Consider the following 17,179-nt stretch of genomic DNA (forward strand, 5'->3'; position numbering starts at 1 on the left):
GGTTTTATTTGTGGCCCTGCATAAAGCATTGTGCAGTCAGGTTTTGCGTGAGTGTTATCTCATCGCTTAGCTGAGAAATTTTAGAAAATATGGTTTTGGATAACTGCTATGCGTCTGTCTACTGTTGATTTACAAAAACGTCTGAACCCCGATAAGCCAAAAGGTTTAAATATGGGGTTGACGGTACTAATAGCTTGGTTGGCAGGGGCAGCTTTTATACTCGCGCTCGCGCCTTATGGTATTTGGCCAGTTGCCTTGGTATCACCTGCCATCTTATATGCGTTATTGGTACCAGCGATGACAGGTCGCCGTGCCTTTATAATCGGTCAGGCCTATGGTACGGGACTGTGGTGTGTTGGCGCGTTTTGGCTATACACCTCGATACACGTTTATGGCGATACACCCGCATGGCTTGCTTTGATTATGATTGCGCTCATGGGTCTAGGCATGGGCTTGTTCCACGGCTTTTTGGCGCTCATCTTTAATCGTGTGGTCGGCAAGCAGCCGTTATCTTTTGCTGCTTTATGGATACTTCAAGAGTGGATGAAAACTTGGTTGTTTACTGGTTTTCCTTGGCTATTCGTCGGTTATGCGTTTACTGAGCAGTACTGGCTGTCTTCGCTAGCACCTGTAGCTGGCGTCTTTGCGGTTTCTTTTGTAGCGGTATTATTGGCTGCCAGTATCGTTGAGCTATTGCGTCGCCGCGGTGGCTATATGATCCCATCGATAGCATTGTTAATCATTAGTAGTGCGCTATGGTTGATCAATCCGCAGTGGACCAAACCAAAAGGCACTCCTGATCTATCGGTATCTTTGATTCAGGGTAATATCCCGCAAGACCTAAAATGGCTCACTGAGTATCAGATTGAGACGCTAAAAATCTATGCAACGTTGACTCGTGACGAGTGGGGACGTGACATCGTGCTGTGGCCTGAATCGTCGATTCCTATGTTTCAGACAGAGGCTGTGGGTTTTATCAGTGAAATGGTCGCGATGGCCAAAGAGACTGACACGACATGGGTGACAGGTATTCCTTATAAGGACGAAGCGGCGTTTGATGCCAGTACAGATAAATATCCGCCGTTCTACAATAGCGTGGTTGCGCTAGGGGCACAGGCAGAAGGGCTGTATAAAAAGCAACGTCTGGTGCCATTTGGTGAGTATATTCCATTCCAAGGCGTGCTCGATATTCTGCCAAATCTAGCAGGCAGCCAAGATATTATGAGCTATAGTCGCGGCAGTGATCAGCAGTCGCCGCTACGTGTGCGAGGGCATAATTTAGGTGCAGCCATCTGTTACGAAGTGGCGTATCCAGATACCACGCGCAAAAACGCGATTGGCACGGACTTCTTATTGACCATCTCAAACGATGCTTGGTTTGGTACGTCAGCAGGTCCACTACAGCATCTACAGATGGTACAGATGCGCGCGTTAGAGAACGGTCGCTGGTTTATGCGTGCGACCAACACAGGTGTGACGGCTATTATCGACCATAAAGGTCGTATCGTAGAGCGTGCACCGCAGTTTGAACGTACTGTATTGCGCGGTGATATTCAGGCACGAGTTGGCAACACGCCATTCATGCGCTTTGGTCAGTATCCTATTTTGTTTATCATGACACTGTTGCTGATACTTAGCTATTTGGGTAAACGTACTAAGTCTCCAGTACGTCTGGTTAAGTAGTATTATTAAGTAAGATGTGACGATAGCGAATAATAGATAACTGATTAAGTAGTTAGCTGTCATAAGTGCCAAAAATGGATATTTAAATTGTGAATAATAAACCCTTTAAATACTTAAGGGTTTTCACAAATCAGTATAAATTGCGATATAATAGGTCAATATTTCAAATATTTTGTGCAAGGTGGATAAGGTATGTCAGAAGGTATCGTTAATAACAATCCAAAAAAAGAGCTGTTATTCGCTTTAGGTGGCATTGCCATGTTCTTAGGTATTGTCTTACTTATTGGTGTTTCTGCATTTTTGCGTCCAGCAGGCGAGCATATCACTGCTGAGACAACTGAAGCATCAGCTGCGGCAGATGAAGCAGAAGCTACTGCTACTGAAGAAGAAGCGGCTCCAGCCGATGCAGAAGCTGCGACAACAGAAGAAGCGTCAGATGCAACCGTAACACCAGCGGCAGATGCAACCGTAACACCAGCGGCAGATGCAGATAGTGCTGTTGTCACCGCAGAAGCTGGTACAGCAACGGCCTCTGGTACTGTAAGCCAAGCCGCTGTTGCCGATGCTGATTTGACAGCTGAGCAAGCGGATGGTGATGTAGATGCTGGGAATGCTGGCGACGCTACTGACGAGACCGCAGCACAGTAAGCTGTAGTATGACTATGTCAATAATCTAAAATAGTGCTGCTTGATTGTTAAATGAGCTGCATTATGAAGTCTGTATCAACAGTGCTATAAGCATAATATTACTGTCTTAGATACCTATAAAAAGAGTCCGTTCTCAACCATTGAGAGCGGGCTTTTTTTATGGGTATTTGTGTAATTTTTGACCAATTTTTTCTTTACTTGATTATAGCCAAGTGAAACAATGTTCCGCCTATATGACCGTCCATCTGGATAATCAGGGGTTTGGTCATTACAAATATGATCTTTAAAGGAATAAAGTTATGGGCACAGAAACAAAATCGGGGGCTAGTGCAGCAGAGCTAGAAGCACTAGACAATGGCTTTATGGGACATCCTGCGCCCTTACGCTCATTGTTTTTTACCGAAATGTGGGAGCGATTCTCCTATTATAGTATCCGTCCACTATTAGTTCTATTTATGGTGGCAACAGTGAGCAGTGGCGGTTTTGGCTTCGATGAAGTCACCGCTTCTGCTATTTATGGTATTTTTGCGGGTTCGTTATACTTAGCAGCAGTACCAGGTGGTTGGTTAGCAGATAACTGGTTAGGTCAAGAGCGTGCGTTATGGTGGGGCAGTATTATTATTGCCCTTGGTCACTTGTGTATCGCGCTTTCAGCGATGTTTGGCATGACATTGTTCTTTGTTGGTTTAATCTGTATTGTCTTGGGTTCAGGGTTATTTAAGACCTGTATCTCAGTGATGGTTGGCGCCTTGTACCCCAAAGGCGACTCTCGCCGTGATGGCGGTTTTACCTTGTTTTATATGGGTATTAACATCGGTGCGTTATTGGCAGCACTTATCGTCGGCGTATTCAAAGAAAAAGGCATGTGGCATGTCGGTTTTGGCGTTGGTGGTTTGGGTATGTTGGTCTCATTACTGATTTATCGTTTTGTCGCGCAAAAGAACTTAACGCGTTATGCACGCGCCAAAGGTATCTCAGCCGAGTGGGAGAAATCTAACGACCATTACAAAAACATCGGTCGCTGGGTTGGTGGTTTTGTCGCATTGCTAATAGCCGCAGTGCTATTAGTGTCTACTGGCATGATATCGTTCAATCCTGAGATGGTTGCAGAGTATATGACGTATATCATTGCTGCGGTCGTCATCTTGTACTTCGCTATTATGTTTATCTCTCCGCGATTGGATAAGACGGACAAATTACGCTTGTTAATTTGCTTTGTCTTAATTATCGGTTCGACGCTGTTTTGGTCAAGCTTTGAGCAGCAGCCAACGTCTTTTAACTTGTTCGCCGATCGTTATACCGACCTGAATGTTTTAGGATTTGAGATACCAAGTATCTGGTTCCAGTCATTGAACCCACTATTTATTTTAATATTGGCACCTATCGTTAGTATTATTTGGGTCAAGCTTGGTAACCGAGGTCTTGAGCCTGGCAGTATGGCTAAGTTTGCACTCGGTATGCTACTGGCAGCCGCAGGTTTCGCCTTGATGATTTTCGCCTCAAAAAGTATTTTAGCGCCTGGTGCTGGCTTGGCATCGCCACTATGGTTGGTTGGTAGTTTATTATTATTGACGCTAGGTGAGTTAGCATTAAGCCCAGTTGGGTTATCCGCAATGACTAAGCTAGCGCCAGAGGGTATGCAAGGGCAAATGATGGGGCTTTTCTTTGCTTCTATCGCTATGGGTAACTTGGTTGCCGCCTTCTTTGGTGGGCATGTATCTGCTGACAAAATCGAAGGCTTACCAGGTCTATTTACTACCATGACCATCTTCTTGGTAGTGACCGCTGTACTATTATTGATACTAGCAAAACCTATCAATAAGATGCTTAAAGAAAGCGAGCGTGAGAAACAACTGGCCAAGCAATAAGACAATCTGATGTACATTTGTGAATAACAACAGCACAAGTGACATATGATGAGACGTGTTACCATTACTGGTAGCACGTTTTATTGTTTTAGTTAGTGAGATATTTGCCACAAGCCATTGAAAGCTTATTGTCTGCCCAAACATCTAATGATAGCTAACCATAAACAGCAGTACAGCGTTTTATAAGCCTATATTAATTCAATTTTATATTCTCAATAAGTAGAAGCAATTATCCAAACAAACATAATTAGATAAATAAACAGCTTGCTTGAACAATTGCTATCAATGATAAATATCTTATTAAGACTAAAGCAGTATCAACAACTCAAACAAGACGACTATTAGAACAAGACGATTGTAAATAATCGCTCCGTCATCATATTTTTATAACTTCTATAAGGACACATTCAATGAATAAACAAGCCATTCACGAACGTATTGCTAACTTACGTAGCACCTTAGCCACGCAAGATCTCACCGCAATTATCGTACCCTCTGCTGATCCACATTTATCTGAATATCTACCAGAGTACTGGCAAGCACGCTTATGGCTATCAGGGTTTACCGGTTCTGTCGGTACGCTGGTTGTGACTGCTGATTTTGCAGGTCTATGGACGGATAGCCGTTATTGGGTACATGCCGCTGACCAGCTAGAAGGCACAGGTATTACTTTAGAAAAGCTTGCGCCAGGTCAGCCAAATCATATCGACTGGCTAGCTGAGCATTTGCAAGAAGGGGATAGCGTAGCAGTAGATGGCAATGTGTTATCTATCGCTGAGCAAGATCGCCTGCTAAATGCTTTTGATGCTAGTGACATTACTTTGATTACTGAGCGTGATGTGCTGACAGAGATTTGGACAGATCGTCCAGCACTACCAGCGGCCAAATTATATACTCATGATGAGCAGTTCCTTGCTCAGTCTGCCTCCTCAAAGCTTGCAGCAGTACGTGAAGGCATGGCAGAAGCGGGTGCGACCCATCATTTACTTTCAAGCTTAGACGATATCGCTTGGTTGACGAACTTGCGCGGTGCTGATGTTGATTATAATCCTGTATTCTTGTCACATATGTTGATTGATGCCAATAAAGCAACGTTGTTTGTTGATACTGATAAAGTAAGCGAAGATATTGCACAGAGTTTAAAAGACAGCGGTATCACATTAGCTGACTATCCTGCTGTGCAAGAGGCATTGAGCGCATTAACGCCAGACGATTTACTACTGTTAGATCCGAGCAAAGTCGCAGTAGGCACACTCTCAAAAATGGCAGACGATGTTGGCTTCATTGAGCAAATGGCACCTAGTACATTACTCAAATCTGTAAAGTCAGATGCAGATATCGATCATGTGCGTGAAGCGATGCGTCAAGATGGTGCTGCTTTGGCTGAGTTTTTTGCCACATTTGAACAGCGTCTAGCAAACGGCGAGCGTTTAAGTGAACTAGATGTTGATAGCATGCTGATAGATGTGCGCAGTCGTCAGCCGCATTATGTCTCGCCAAGCTTCCCAACCATCGCAGGCTTTAACGAAAACGGTGCGTTGCCACATTACCGCGCAACGCCAGAAAAATTCAGCTACCTTGATGTGGCCGAGGGCGAAGGCGGATTGCTACTGATTGACTCAGGCGCACAATATCAAAATGGTACGACTGATATCACCCGCGTAGTCGGTATTGGACAAGTCACTGCTGAGCATAAACGTGACTTTACGATTGTGCTAAAAGCCCACATTGCGCTAGCTCGTGCCCATTTCCCTGATGGTATCGCCTCACCATTGATCGATGCTATTTGCCGTGCGCCATTGTGGCAAGCACAGATGGACTATGGTCATGGTACGGGTCACGGCGTTGGGTATTTCTTAAACGTACACGAAGGCCCACAAGTCATCGCCTATAGCGCTAGCACACCAAAAGAGCGTGCGATGAAAGAAGGTATGATTTCTAGTAATGAGCCAGGTCTATACCGCGAAGGTAAATGGGGTATTCGTATCGAGAACTTGGTAGTAAATACGCCAGTTGCTAAGCCTACTGAGACAGAGTTTGGTGATTTCTTGAACTTTGAGACCATTACTTACTGTCCAATTGACACGCGTCTGATTGAGCCATCGTTGTTGGATCAAACCGAGATTGATTGGCTAAATGACTATCATAGCCAAGTCTTCGCAGAGCTAAAAGATCGTGTTGAAGGGTCAGCGCTTGAATGGTTGACTGAACGTACCAAAGCCATTTAATACCAAGCTCAAAGCATTAACTAAAAGTACTAAAAAGCCCCGTAAATTATTTACGGGGCTTTTTAGTGTTCATTATTTAGTACTTAGTACTGAGCAGCTGTTTCTAAATATACGTTTAACACTGAAAAATAATCACTGTTAGTGGATGCTTTTCTTAGCAGCTTCATTATTAGTAGTTGAATCACTCTGCTCGCTAAAGTGTTGAGTGACCTCAGCACGTAGCCAAGACTTTAGGTTTTCAGACATTAGCATCATTTGCTCACTTAGATAGTCATCAACCTGTGTTTCTAGTTCGCGGATTAGCTGTTGGTGTGTTGCATCTAGTTTAGCGTCTTTCAATGCTAAATTAATCGCTGCACTGGCTTTGTTGTTAATATCTTTAATGTAGTTATCGCTAAGCGTATGTGTCTGTTCGCTAATGGTTTTGTTGTCAGCACTTTTATTATCGCTAGTATTGCCTTCAGTATTTACGACTTCTGATGCGTCTTTTTCAGTCTTTGCACTAGAATTATTAGTAACAAAATCGTCAGTAACAGCGCTATCTGTCACGACTTTATCTGTGTTTGATTTAGCTACGTCGGTAGCAGCCAGTTTTTTGTCGTTATTGTCTTGCTCTAACGCTGACTGCGTATTTTTTTCTTGTTCTTTTTGAGTTGCTTCTGCCTTGCGTGTGGCTTCTTCTTCTGCTTCTTTTTTCTTCTGCTCGTCTTCTAGCTTTTGTTTTGCAGCGGCCGCGTATTCTTTCTCTTGTTTGTCCGTGATCGCTTTAGCAATGGCTTGTTCTGCATTGTAGTTGTCATATAGCTCGTCTACATGCGCATCTAAATCATGAGTATTAAAAGTGAAGTCTTCAAATGAGGTATCAGGTTGTAGCAGGGTAGTGATGTCTTTTAGTTCTTGGGTAATCGCTGCGCGTACTGGCTCAGGCGCACACGTCCAGCGTTGATAAAACTGATGGGAAAATGAGTAGCTTGACATGGTATCTTCCATAAATGTTCCAAAAATTACCCCTTATCATACGCAAGTACGATAAGGGGCTGCAAGTGGACAAACGTAGCAAATCTGACACCAACGTTACAATATATCGTGCTGTAAGCGCTCAAGTGTTATTGATTGACAGGCCAGCGAGCAAATATCAAGGAGCCATTGGTACCACCAAAGCCAAAGCTGTTGGATGCAGCATATTGCAGATTATTGACTTTACGTGATTGGTTAGCCACGTAATCGAGATTGCAGTTATCTTCTACATTTTCAAGATTAATCGTTGGGGGTACGTGCTGATTTTGTAGGGCGAGTACGGTAAATATGGCTTCTACACCGCCAGCTGCACCAAGTAGGTGTCCGGTCATTGACTTGGTTGAACTCACCAAAATGCTGTCTTTCACTGGCGAAAATACTGTTTCGATAGCAATTGATTCGGCGACGTCACCTGCAGGTGTACTGGTACCGTGTGCATTGACATAACCGACGCTTGATGGTTCAATCCCAGCATCATTGAGTGCATTGCGCATGGCTTTTGCAGCGCCGCTACCATCTTCTGGTGGTGCGGTAATATGACTGGCATCATCGCTCATGCCAAACCCGACCAGCTCTGCCAGTATTGTGGCACCGCGCGCTTTGGCGTGAGCAAGGCTTTCTAATATCACCACGCCAGCACCATCACCAAGTACAAAACCGTCACGACCTTTATCAAATGGACGCGAGGCTTTGGTTGGCTCGTCGTTGCGCGTAGATAGTGCATGCATAGCACTAAAGCCAGCTATACCAAGTGGGCTAGAGCCTTTTTCACTACCGCCTGCTAACATGACATCGGCATCACCGTAGGCGATCAAACGCGCAGCAAGACCGATAGCGTGAGTCGCCGTGGTACAAGCTGTTGATGTTGCAAGATTTGGCCCTTTTAAGTTGTGTTTAATCGCGACCAATCCTGCTGCCATATTAACGATAGAGCCTGGGATAATAAAAGGCGAAACTTTGGCGGCACCTTTTTCGTGTAGGGTATCGCGACTGTTTTCGATTGTTTGGATACCACCAATACCTGAGCCCAATATGATACCAAAGCGATCTTGGTCAACACCTTGTACTGGCGCATCAGCAGCACTGACTTCATCGATAAGACCAGCATGTTGTAGTGCCATAGAAGAAGCCGCAATCCCGTAGTGTATAAACTCATCATAGCGGCGTGCATCTTTGGCGCTCATATATTGCTTGGCATCAAAGTCTTTGATGACGCCTGCGATTTGCGCGCGGTAGCCTGTGGCATCAAAATGCGTAATTGGTGAGATACCACTGTCACCATTGAGTAGCTTGCTCCATGAGCTATCAACATCTAGACCGAGCGGCGTAATGGCACCCATACCTGTCACGACCACACGTTTGTCATCAGAGCGCTCGTAATGAGGGGGTTTTTGACGCGATTTATGTACAGGTGCTGCGGTCATATTATTTGTGTCATCATTGGTGGCTTGGTCGATAGGTGAGGTGCTGTGTTGGCTCATGCGATATGTCCTATACTTACGGGTCCTAAGAGGATGGCGTTTTTAAAGTTATTATAAAACACATAGGTGCACGTATGTAAACTAAAATATAACTGGTCAGGCAAAACAAACTTGCCCTAACACCACGCCTTTATTGGCACCAGTTACCGCTGGTAAATTACCAGTTTCGCCCATCAATGTTTGTCTGGATAGCCATGCAAAAGCAACGGCCTCTACCCATGTTGGCGCAAGCCCTAAATGTTCAGTAGTTTTTACTGTGCAATAGGGTAGATGTGCTTGCAGGCGTGTCATTAAATAGTCATTCAATGCCCCGCCACCACAAACATAAACTGAGCTGTTTTTTGAATGACTGACAAACATGTTGATTTGCGTACTGGCACTGATAGCCGTTAGCTCAGTTAAGGTTGCTTGTACATCGGCTGCTGAATAACTAATGTTAGCATTGGCTTGCTCAAAAGCCTGTAGCTCATCTTGCAACCAAGTTAAGTTAAAGTCCTCACGACCGGTGCTTTTTGGATGAGACTGAGCAAAAAACGGATGTGCCAAAAGTTGCTGTAATAATGGCTCAATGAGTGTTCCAGACTGCGCCCAAGCGCCACCTGCGTCATAAGAGTTATCTGTATGCAATGAGGTCCACGCATCCAATAATAAGTTAGCAGGTCCAGTATCATAGCCAACAACTTGATCTTTTTCATTGGCGGGCAAGACGGTTATATTAGCAATACCACCTAAGTTTAATAGCACACGGGTACTATCAGGATTGGCAAATAGTGCCTGATGAAACGCAGGTACTAAAGGCGCACCTTGACCACCAACTGCCATGTCACGACGTCGGAAATCACTGACCACGCTGATACCTGTGCGCTCAGCGATGATATTGGCATCGACCAGTTGTAAGCTAAAACCCATCTGCGGGCGATGGCGTACCGTTTGCCCATGACAGCCAATCGCTAATACTGATTCAGGATCGATATCTGATTGCTGTAATAATGTATTGACCACCTCGCTCGCAAATTCCGCATATTCGCGACTTGCCCAGCCGAACCAATCCAATTCACTGCTTGGTTCATCGGCCTCTGGTACGAGTTGATTCACGCCATTCGGCTGACATAATGCCAATAGTACTTCACGCAGACGTGGCGGAAAGTCTTGGCTATATGTTGTAAGCAGTCGCATCGGCGGTTGGGTATTTTCTTTGTTGCTCATATCAGGATTAAATTGACAAAGAACAGCATCCATACCGTCCAAACTGGTGCCAGACATCATGCCAATATATAAACCATCATCGAAGCTTTCAAACACGGTTTGCTCAAGGGCATCAGTTAGGGTGGCATAGTTCGAATTATCAGAGGTCAAGTCATCAATATCGTCTGAAGGGTTATCCAAACCATTATTCATAAGCAAGTCTGCGAGGGCCTTATGGTCAGTATCAGCAATCGATGCGGGGTTGGTCATGGCAATTTACCTTAAAAAACGCTAGTATATCCGTCAAATTCTAGCATTTTTTCTGACCTTTTGAGGTTCTAAACTTCCTAAGGTGTTGAGCCAGTAACCGTCATTCATAAAAATCCCAATTAAAGTGATATATAGAGAGCATCATGACCAATCAAACTTACACCCTAGAAGAACAACTGGCCCTTATTCAGCGCGGTACGCAAGAGATATTATCTGAAGATGACTTAGTGGCTAAGCTAAAGCTAAATCGTCCACTACGTATCAAGGCCGGCTTTGATCCTACCGCACCTGATCTGCATTTGGGTCACACGGTATTGATCAATAAACTTAAGCATTTTCAAGATTTGGGTCATGAGATTTATTTTCTAATCGGCGATTATACCGCCAAGATTGGTGATCCTTCTGGCAAAAACAGCACACGTCCACCATTGACCGATGAGCAAATCAAAGCCAACGCAACGACTTATGCTGAGCAAGTATTTAAAATCTTGGACAAAGAAAAAACCCGCGTGGTTTTTAACTCTGAGTGGTTCAACGACATGAGCGCCGCTGATATGATTCAGCTTGCCAGTCAGCAAACCGTATCGCGTATGCTAGAGCGTGATGATTTTTCAAAACGCTATGCATCACAAACGCCTATCTCTATCCATGAGTTTCTCTACCCGTTAGTACAAGGCTACGATTCTATCGCCCTAAAAGCAGACGTTGAGCTTGGCGGTACCGATCAGACCTTTAATTTGCTAATGGGTCGCACGCTGCAAGGACGCTATGGCCAAGAGCCGCAAGTTTGTATCACTGTGCCAATCTTAGAAGGGCTGGATGGTGTCAATAAAATGTCCAAATCATTGGGCAACTATGTCGCGATCTATGATGCACCAGGGACCATGTATCAAAAAATCCTGTCGATGCCGGACACGCTGATTCATCGCTACTTTGAGTTTTTAAGCTTTAAGCCAATGGAAGAAGTCGAAAGCTTAATGCGTGAAATGAAAGATGGCCGTAACCCACAAGAAATCAAGCGTATCTTAGCCGAAGAATTAATCGAGCGTTTCCATGATGCTGATGCCGCTGCCAATGCGCACAAATCTGCCGGTAACGTCTTAGCAGATGGCGAGCTACCAGTGGATTTGCCAGAAGTAACATTAACGCTTGAAGAAGGTCAAGAGGCCTTGTTTATCACACAGGTATTAAACCAAGCAGGTTTGGCTAAAAATAGTGCAGCGGCAAAAGACATGATCAAGCGCAATGCAGTCAAAGTCGATGGCGAAGAGGTCAATGCTGGCTTTAGCTTGACCTCAGGTCAAACGGTTGTAATTCAAGCAGGCAAGAAAGCCTATGCAAAAGTGACGGTTGCTTAGATAATCTATAAAAATAATTAAGAGCGAGGTCGGCAGTAATTGTCGACCTTTTTTATGAAGCGATAATTAGCAGCCATTTTTTAATAGTAGGAGTTTGCTATGACTAAAACCATTCCCCAAGGCATTTACCGCCATTACAAAGGCAGTCTTTATCAAGTGATGCATACCGCGCAGCATTCAGAAACCGAGGAGTCGCTAGTGGTGTATCGTTGCTTATATGGTGAGTATGGCGTGTGGGCACGTCCGCTTGCGATGTTCGCTGAAATGGTCACGGTCGATGGTAAAGAAATTCCGCGATTTGAATTGATTAAACCATTAAATGATTAATACTTAGCCAATAATTTAGATTGAATTTAGCGCAAACTCACAATTAAGCGTTCAGAAACTCTTTCAATACTTTATAAAAACTAACTGGCGCATCCATCGGTACAGCATGGCCCGATGTTGGCAAAATAATACTGTGCGCATTGGGCAGCAGAGTGGTCAAACGCTGTTGCCATTCTGCATTATATAACTGCGAGCGCGCACCAATCAGTAAGGTAGTCGGAATATTGACTGTTGGCAAAACGTCGCGGTAATCGTAGGGCAGTGCAACATAAGCAGATAGACAGCGCAGTTTGTGTTGCCAAGTTGTATGCTCCATCAATGAGATTTTGTGCGGTGCTCGATAACTGAGGGCTTTTACTAATAATTGCGAAGGTCTTCGACTGACAGAGAGCAGAGAAAAAGAGCGCTCCATGTCTAATAAATTTACTTTCAATCGATAGGGCATGTGACGGAAGTCAACCACTTGTTCGGCTTGTAAATAAGGGGCAGTGTCAGTAATCAACCGTGTAAATTGCGCAAACAATTCGGTTTGTCGTGTACCGAATACACCGCCACCTTGCCAGTCTGGCTGATTATGAATAATCGGTGCTTGATCAATATTCAGATAGTGACTCACGCGCTGAGTACCAAAGCGCTGAAAATATGCCCACATGACTAATGCACCCATCGATATCGCGGCAACAGGAAAAGCCTCAAAGCCGGTCTCTTTGCTCACGTATTCAAACACATCTTGGGTATCTTGTGCATATTGCTCAATAAAATCAAACGTTGGCAACGTTAAGTTATTGGCCAAACCAAACCCTCTAAAATGCGGCAAGTAAAAGCAGTAGTGCTGAATGAGCGGTAAAATAAATGGCAAAAATTGCCTGGCATCCATACCAAAAGCATGCATTAATAGGACAGGTTTACCTTTGCCAATGACAGAGGCGGGCAGCAGCGTTCCATCAGCTGTTTGGACGGTAATGGCCTTTAGCTGGTAGGGAGTAGGCAAGGGTATAAGGTCTTTTTTTATAGAGTGATATCTCTTTGATTTTTAAGCTGTCTCGGTCAATTTAGCTAAAAAAGTATGGCGGTAGAGTACATCGCTACAAAATAGTTATACCGCGAATAAAATACTGCTATATTAAAGCTGTTACCTGACGATAGCATAGAATTTGGCTAAGGGTAGAAGTCAACAGTGAGACTATACCAGTGCTATGTAGGGGCTGAAAATTATTGTTGAGGATCCAAGTGCATGACCAGATCAACATTGCCATTACTCGATAGTAGCCTATATCCACAAATGTGGCAGCAGCAGACATTTACCAGTCCGCAGGCGCTTTTACTGTCGATGTTGTCTGCTACTTTGAGTAGAGAGGTCACAATTGATGCCAGTGCTTTTACCAAGCAGTTATTAGCAGACGATGTCTATCAAGAGTGGATTAATATCACAGTATTTGGGCGTTATTTGCATCGTAACTTCACCGCGTTTTATCAGCAGACAGAAGACAGTTTTAACACAGATATGCCTGCATTGTTCCGTCAAGAGTTAGTACGCCATGCGCAGTATTTACCATTAGGTCAGGTATTGTTTTTTGCAGGAGATATGCCCAAGAGTGTACGACAGACGAAGACGTTAACCACGACGGTAAATCCAGCGACTACGATAATAAATGCTCAAACGCTGAACATGAATACTTCAAGGTTAATCATTAATCAGATAACCATCACTGGTAGGCAAGTATTGGGGTTTGCGATACGTCATAATAAGCGTACTAGCGAACGTCTACGTAACGAAGTGCTGATTTTGGACTTTCAGAATTTGCGTTTGGTCAATGAGCAAGCTATTGAAGACATAAAAAAAAGCAATATAGGTGACTCTATATTGCTTCGATCTTATGAGATGCGCTAACAGGTTCGGTGTTGATAAGTGATATATTAATAGTCAACGTTGATACTAAAACTAGCCGAGCAGTTAATATTAACCTTGCTTGGCAATCGTCAGTCCATTATACGTCTGGGCGACTGGCATCACTTCTAGGCGATTAACGTTGATATGAGCAGGTGACTCAATTAGCCATAACAAAATATCGCCGATATCTTCACCTGTCATAGTTTTAAAGCCATCATACACCTTGGCAGCTTTGTCATCGTCACCGTGATAGCGCACGTTTGAAAACTCAGTGCCAGCAACGTTGCCAGGTTCAAGATTGGTCACACGCACTTGGGTACCAATCAGATCTGCTCGCAAGTTTAAGCTGAACTGTTTTACAAATGCTTTAGTTGCGCCGTAAACGTTGCCACCAAAGTAAGGCCAGCTACCAGCAATTGAACCGACATTGATAATATAACCATTATCGCGCGCGACCATCGCTGGCAAGACCGCATGAGTCAACGCCATCAAGCCTTTAATATTGGTATCAGTCATACGCATCCAGTCATCCAGACTGGCTTTGTAAGCAGGCTCTGTACCTAGTGCCAATCCTGCATTATTGACCAAGACATCGATTTGTTTAAAATCATCAGGCAAGTCGGCGATGATTTGCGGGATAGAAGCTGTATCACTCACATCCATAACCACGGGTAAAAAAGCCTCACCTAAAGTCTCTGCCAAAGCATTCAGTTTATCAAGGCGTCTGGCGCAACCAATCACGCGATGGCCGTTAGCAATCAAACGCTCTGCCAATGCTTTACCAAAACCCGCGCTTGCTCCTGTAATCAATACGTTCATGATCTGTCCTTATTATTGATGTTGTCTGCTGTTGCCATAATTTTGATGACGGCTTTATTTACCCTAATGCGACTTATCTATTCGATAACTGCTTACCAAAGATTTTATCACCAGCATCGCCTAGACCTGGGATGATGTAACCGTGCTCATCCAAATGGCTGTCTAATGCAGCAGTATAGATAGTCACGTCAGGATGCGCTTCGTTTACCAAGCGTACGCCTTCAGGTGCAGCGACCAATACCAATGCTTTAATGTTAGTACAGCCATTTTTCTTTAGCATCTCGATGGTCGCAACCATTGAGCCGCCCGTGGCTAGCATTGGATCGATGATAAGTGCAGGACGTTTGTCCATGTGGCTCACGAATTTTTCAAAGAACGGTACTGGCTGCAATGTTTCTTCATCACGTTGTAGACCGACCACAGAAATCTTAGCAGTAGGGATCAAGTCGAGCACCCCATCAAGCATGCCAATACCTGCGCGTAAAATCGGTACGATCGTCGCCGTCTTACCGATGATTTGCTCACCAGTGATTTCGCCACACCAGCCTTCCATTGGGAAAGTTTCAATTTCAAAATCACGGCTCGCTTCATAAGCCATCAAGCGCGCAAGCTCTTTGGTCAATGTACGAAATTTATAAGTACTACAGTCTTTTTCGCGCATAAGGCTGAGTTTATGACGGACTAGTGGATGATCGATTACCGTAATTTTTAAATCGCTGTTTAAGTCACTCATAAGTACTCTCTTGGTTTCTTGTCTGATGCTTGCGCAGTTACTGCGGTTGCCATTAGTATAAAAGATACAAACACTTACCGCACTTTAACCATATCCTTAGCTCATAAATAGTAAAGTTAAATCCTTCACAATCAAGCTAATTAACTACTTTACGACAGTGCTCATTTATCGCAATGACAATATTTGCGTTCACAGCTGCCATCAAAGCCTAAGCAATTCAGGCTAAGTAAAATGATATCGCGCTGTCTTAAGTCAACTGATTGAACCGACTAAGTTTGACTATATAACGTGATTATAAGTGAGGTAGTGTTTAGACTTGCTATGATACCAAAAAAACCGCTTTTCTGATGAAGAATATCATGACTATAAAAACACCAAGCATTCAAAAAACCACTGATACTGAATCGAAATTGTCTGATAGCAAAGCCACAGAGCTTGAAACCCATCCTTTCGAGCCTGTCTTACCGCCCAATGCCACGGTCATGATGATGGGTACGTTTCCACCGACTGCTGATAAATGGGCGATGAGCTTTCATTATCCCAATTTTTATAATGATATGTGGCGGATATATGGCCGAGTGTTTTTTGACGATGCTGACTACTTTAGAGTAGGCGATGAAAAACGCTTTGACCCTGAGCGTATCCGAGATTTTATGTTTGAACGTGGCATTGCTTCTTGTCCGACAGTAAAGCAGGCGATCCGTGAGACGGGTAATGCTTCGGATAAAAATCTAACAGTAGTCACACCTGTTGATTTAGAGGTTATCTTGCCACAAGTGCCGAAGGTAGCGTCATTGTTTACGACAGGAGGTAAGGCGACCGAAGTGCTACTTGGGTTATTAGATGAGCCAATTGCTAAATCAAAGCATCCGAAAACCAATCAAAGTATGGATTACCCTTATCAATGGCAGAATGCGAATAATAAAAAAACGGATGTTAATGACTTAACCTTATATAGATTACCGTCAACCTCACGTGCCTATCCATTATCGTTGGATAAGAAAGTCGCGGCGTATAAGGCATTTTTTGAAAAGATGGGTAAGTTATAAAATGGAAATAGAGAAATGGTTGCACTAATCGAAGGTAAAGCTCAAAGATAGTAAAAGGTATTTATCTAACAAACCTAAACGTTTTTGATGTTAGAAAGTATAGTAAATAGCACATCTATAGTCAGTCTTTAAACCTATCGAAATTAATTAATTCATAACCCATTGAAAAAAATACAGATTTATTCATCCACTAAAATAAGATTAAAAACATTAATAAAACGGGTTGACACAAAAGTTAAACCGTCTATAATACGCACCTCATCAAGACGAGCTGGAAAGCTTATATGTCAATTACATATAAATAACTCAGTTAACTTGTTGAAACAAATTAAAAAAAGAAGTTGACAGACTATTAAAACATGATATGATGGTCAGCTCGCTAAATAGGATAAGCCACATTGGCTGACTTGTTTAGTTTGAAATACTAGCACTGGACGACAGTGTCAGACATTATTTAAAAGCATAACTAAAGAACAACTTGTGTGGATTTTTGCTGATTCAGAATGCTAAAAAATAAAGTTGACTATCTTTTCTTTTCGGGAAGATTATTAACTATAAAAATTATCATTTAAGACAGCAGAAAAACTCAAAGTTAATTCATTACGAACATAATTTTTAGCGA

14 protein-coding genes are annotated in these 17,179 nt (G+C 43.5%); 8 read left to right on the plus strand and 6 right to left on the minus strand.

Annotation, left to right across the window (positions count from 1 at the left end; all coding sequences use genetic code 11):
• The first annotated feature begins 108 nt into the window (after positions 1-108).
• The 4 genes from lnt (at position 109) to Q0788_RS10325 (ending at position 6,427) form a co-directional block, all read left to right on the plus strand.
• Complete coding sequence (gene lnt, locus Q0788_RS10310; protein WP_298810336.1) at positions 109-1,683, plus strand: apolipoprotein N-acyltransferase; 1,575 nt, start codon at positions 109-111, stop codon at positions 1,681-1,683.
• A 192-nt stretch (positions 1,684-1,875) separates the two neighbouring features.
• Positions 1,876-2,331, plus strand: a complete 456-nt coding sequence (locus Q0788_RS10315) for a hypothetical protein (protein WP_298810338.1) — start codon at positions 1,876-1,878, stop codon at positions 2,329-2,331.
• Positions 2,332-2,630: 299 nt separating this feature from the next.
• Positions 2,631-4,199, plus strand: a complete 1,569-nt coding sequence (locus Q0788_RS10320; RefSeq protein ID WP_298810340.1) for a peptide MFS transporter — start codon at positions 2,631-2,633, stop codon at positions 4,197-4,199.
• Between the two features lie 410 nt (positions 4,200-4,609).
• On the plus strand, positions 4,610-6,427 hold the full coding sequence (locus tag Q0788_RS10325) for an aminopeptidase P family protein (RefSeq protein ID WP_298810341.1): 1,818 nt from the start codon (positions 4,610-4,612) through the stop codon (positions 6,425-6,427).
• Positions 6,428-6,565: 138 nt separating this feature from the next.
• On the opposite strand, the gene Q0788_RS10330 is transcribed toward Q0788_RS10325, so the two are convergent.
• The 3 genes from Q0788_RS10330 to Q0788_RS10340 all read right to left on the minus strand — a co-directional run bounded on the left by Q0788_RS10330 (position 6,566) and on the right by Q0788_RS10340 (position 10,380).
• Positions 6,566-7,417 (minus strand): hypothetical protein, encoded by an 852-nt coding sequence (locus tag Q0788_RS10330; protein ID WP_298810342.1) that lies wholly within the window; start codon positions 7,415-7,417, stop codon positions 6,566-6,568.
• Between the two features lie 116 nt (positions 7,418-7,533).
• Positions 7,534-8,868: a beta-ketoacyl-ACP synthase II gene (gene fabF / locus Q0788_RS10335; RefSeq protein WP_298810365.1), complete on the minus strand. Its 1,335-nt coding sequence runs from the start codon at positions 8,866-8,868 to the stop codon at positions 7,534-7,536.
• Between the two features lie 153 nt (positions 8,869-9,021).
• Complete coding sequence (locus Q0788_RS10340; protein WP_298810343.1) at positions 9,022-10,380, minus strand: anhydro-N-acetylmuramic acid kinase; 1,359 nt, start codon at positions 10,378-10,380, stop codon at positions 9,022-9,024.
• A 143-nt stretch (positions 10,381-10,523) separates the two neighbouring features.
• Between Q0788_RS10340 and tyrS the strand changes: the two genes are divergently transcribed.
• Both tyrS and Q0788_RS10350 read left to right on the plus strand, forming a co-directional pair.
• The gene (gene tyrS, locus Q0788_RS10345; protein ID WP_298810344.1) at positions 10,524-11,738 is read left to right on the plus strand and encodes a tyrosine--tRNA ligase; all 1,215 of its coding nucleotides are present in this window, start codon (positions 10,524-10,526) and stop codon (positions 11,736-11,738) included.
• Between the two features lie 99 nt (positions 11,739-11,837).
• Complete coding sequence (locus Q0788_RS10350; protein ID WP_298810345.1) at positions 11,838-12,065, plus strand: DUF1653 domain-containing protein; 228 nt, start codon at positions 11,838-11,840, stop codon at positions 12,063-12,065.
• Positions 12,066-12,108: 43 nt separating this feature from the next.
• Here the strand turns inward: Q0788_RS10350 and Q0788_RS10355 are convergent, their stop codons facing one another.
• Positions 12,109-13,056 carry an alpha/beta hydrolase gene (locus Q0788_RS10355; protein ID WP_298810347.1) on the minus strand — a complete coding sequence of 316 codons (948 nt, stop codon included), beginning with the start codon at positions 13,054-13,056 and terminating at the stop codon, positions 12,109-12,111.
• A gap of 243 nt (positions 13,057-13,299) precedes the next feature.
• Between Q0788_RS10355 and Q0788_RS10360 the strand changes: the two genes are divergently transcribed.
• The gene (locus tag Q0788_RS10360) at positions 13,300-13,956 is read left to right on the plus strand and encodes a hypothetical protein (RefSeq protein WP_298810349.1); all 657 of its coding nucleotides are present in this window, start codon (positions 13,300-13,302) and stop codon (positions 13,954-13,956) included.
• Positions 13,957-14,025: 69 nt separating this feature from the next.
• Here the strand turns inward: Q0788_RS10360 and Q0788_RS10365 are convergent, their stop codons facing one another.
• Positions 14,026-14,775, minus strand: a complete 750-nt coding sequence (locus Q0788_RS10365; RefSeq protein WP_298810350.1) for an SDR family NAD(P)-dependent oxidoreductase — start codon at positions 14,773-14,775, stop codon at positions 14,026-14,028.
• A 73-nt stretch (positions 14,776-14,848) separates the two neighbouring features.
• Positions 14,849-15,508 carry a uracil phosphoribosyltransferase gene (gene upp, locus Q0788_RS10370; RefSeq protein WP_057761878.1) on the minus strand — a complete coding sequence of 220 codons (660 nt, stop codon included), beginning with the start codon at positions 15,506-15,508 and terminating at the stop codon, positions 14,849-14,851.
• A gap of 482 nt (positions 15,509-15,990) precedes the next feature.
• Here upp and Q0788_RS10375 point away from each other — a divergent pair, with 482 nt between their 5' ends.
• On the plus strand, positions 15,991-16,557 hold the full coding sequence (locus Q0788_RS10375) for a DNA glycosylase (protein ID WP_367179724.1): 567 nt from the start codon (positions 15,991-15,993) through the stop codon (positions 16,555-16,557).
• Positions 16,558-17,179 lie beyond the last annotated feature (622 nt).

The sequence above is a fragment of the uncultured Psychrobacter sp. genome (genome assembly GCF_947500265.1).
Lineage (GTDB): Bacteria > Pseudomonadota > Gammaproteobacteria > Pseudomonadales > Moraxellaceae > Psychrobacter.

Bases quoted from the DNA above. Each gene is read 5' to 3' on its own strand.
- lnt (WP_298810336.1), top strand. From the start codon at position 109: ATGCGTCTGTCTACTGTTGATTTACAAAAACGTCTGAACCCCGATAAG.
- Q0788_RS10315 (WP_298810338.1), top strand. From the start codon at position 1,876: ATGTCAGAAGGTATCGTTAATAACAATCCAAAAAAAGAGCTGTTATTC.
- Q0788_RS10320 (WP_298810340.1), top strand. From the start codon at position 2,631: ATGGGCACAGAAACAAAATCGGGGGCTAGTGCAGCAGAGCTAGAAGCA.
- Q0788_RS10325 (WP_298810341.1), top strand. From the start codon at position 4,610: ATGAATAAACAAGCCATTCACGAACGTATTGCTAACTTACGTAGCACC.
- Q0788_RS10330 (WP_298810342.1), bottom strand. From the start codon at position 7,417: ATGGAAGATACCATGTCAAGCTACTCATTTTCCCATCAGTTTTATCAA.
- fabF (WP_298810365.1), bottom strand. From the start codon at position 8,868: ATGACCGCAGCACCTGTACATAAATCGCGTCAAAAACCCCCTCATTAC.
- Q0788_RS10340 (WP_298810343.1), bottom strand. From the start codon at position 10,380: ATGACCAACCCCGCATCGATTGCTGATACTGACCATAAGGCCCTCGCA.
- tyrS (WP_298810344.1), top strand. From the start codon at position 10,524: ATGACCAATCAAACTTACACCCTAGAAGAACAACTGGCCCTTATTCAG.
- Q0788_RS10350 (WP_298810345.1), top strand. From the start codon at position 11,838: ATGACTAAAACCATTCCCCAAGGCATTTACCGCCATTACAAAGGCAGT.
- Q0788_RS10360 (WP_298810349.1), top strand. From the start codon at position 13,300: ATGACCAGATCAACATTGCCATTACTCGATAGTAGCCTATATCCACAA.
- Q0788_RS10365 (WP_298810350.1), bottom strand. From the start codon at position 14,775: ATGAACGTATTGATTACAGGAGCAAGCGCGGGTTTTGGTAAAGCATTG.
- upp (WP_057761878.1), bottom strand. From the start codon at position 15,508: ATGAGTGACTTAAACAGCGATTTAAAAATTACGGTAATCGATCATCCA.
- Q0788_RS10375 (WP_367179724.1), top strand. From the start codon at position 15,991: ATGATGATGGGTACGTTTCCACCGACTGCTGATAAATGGGCGATGAGC.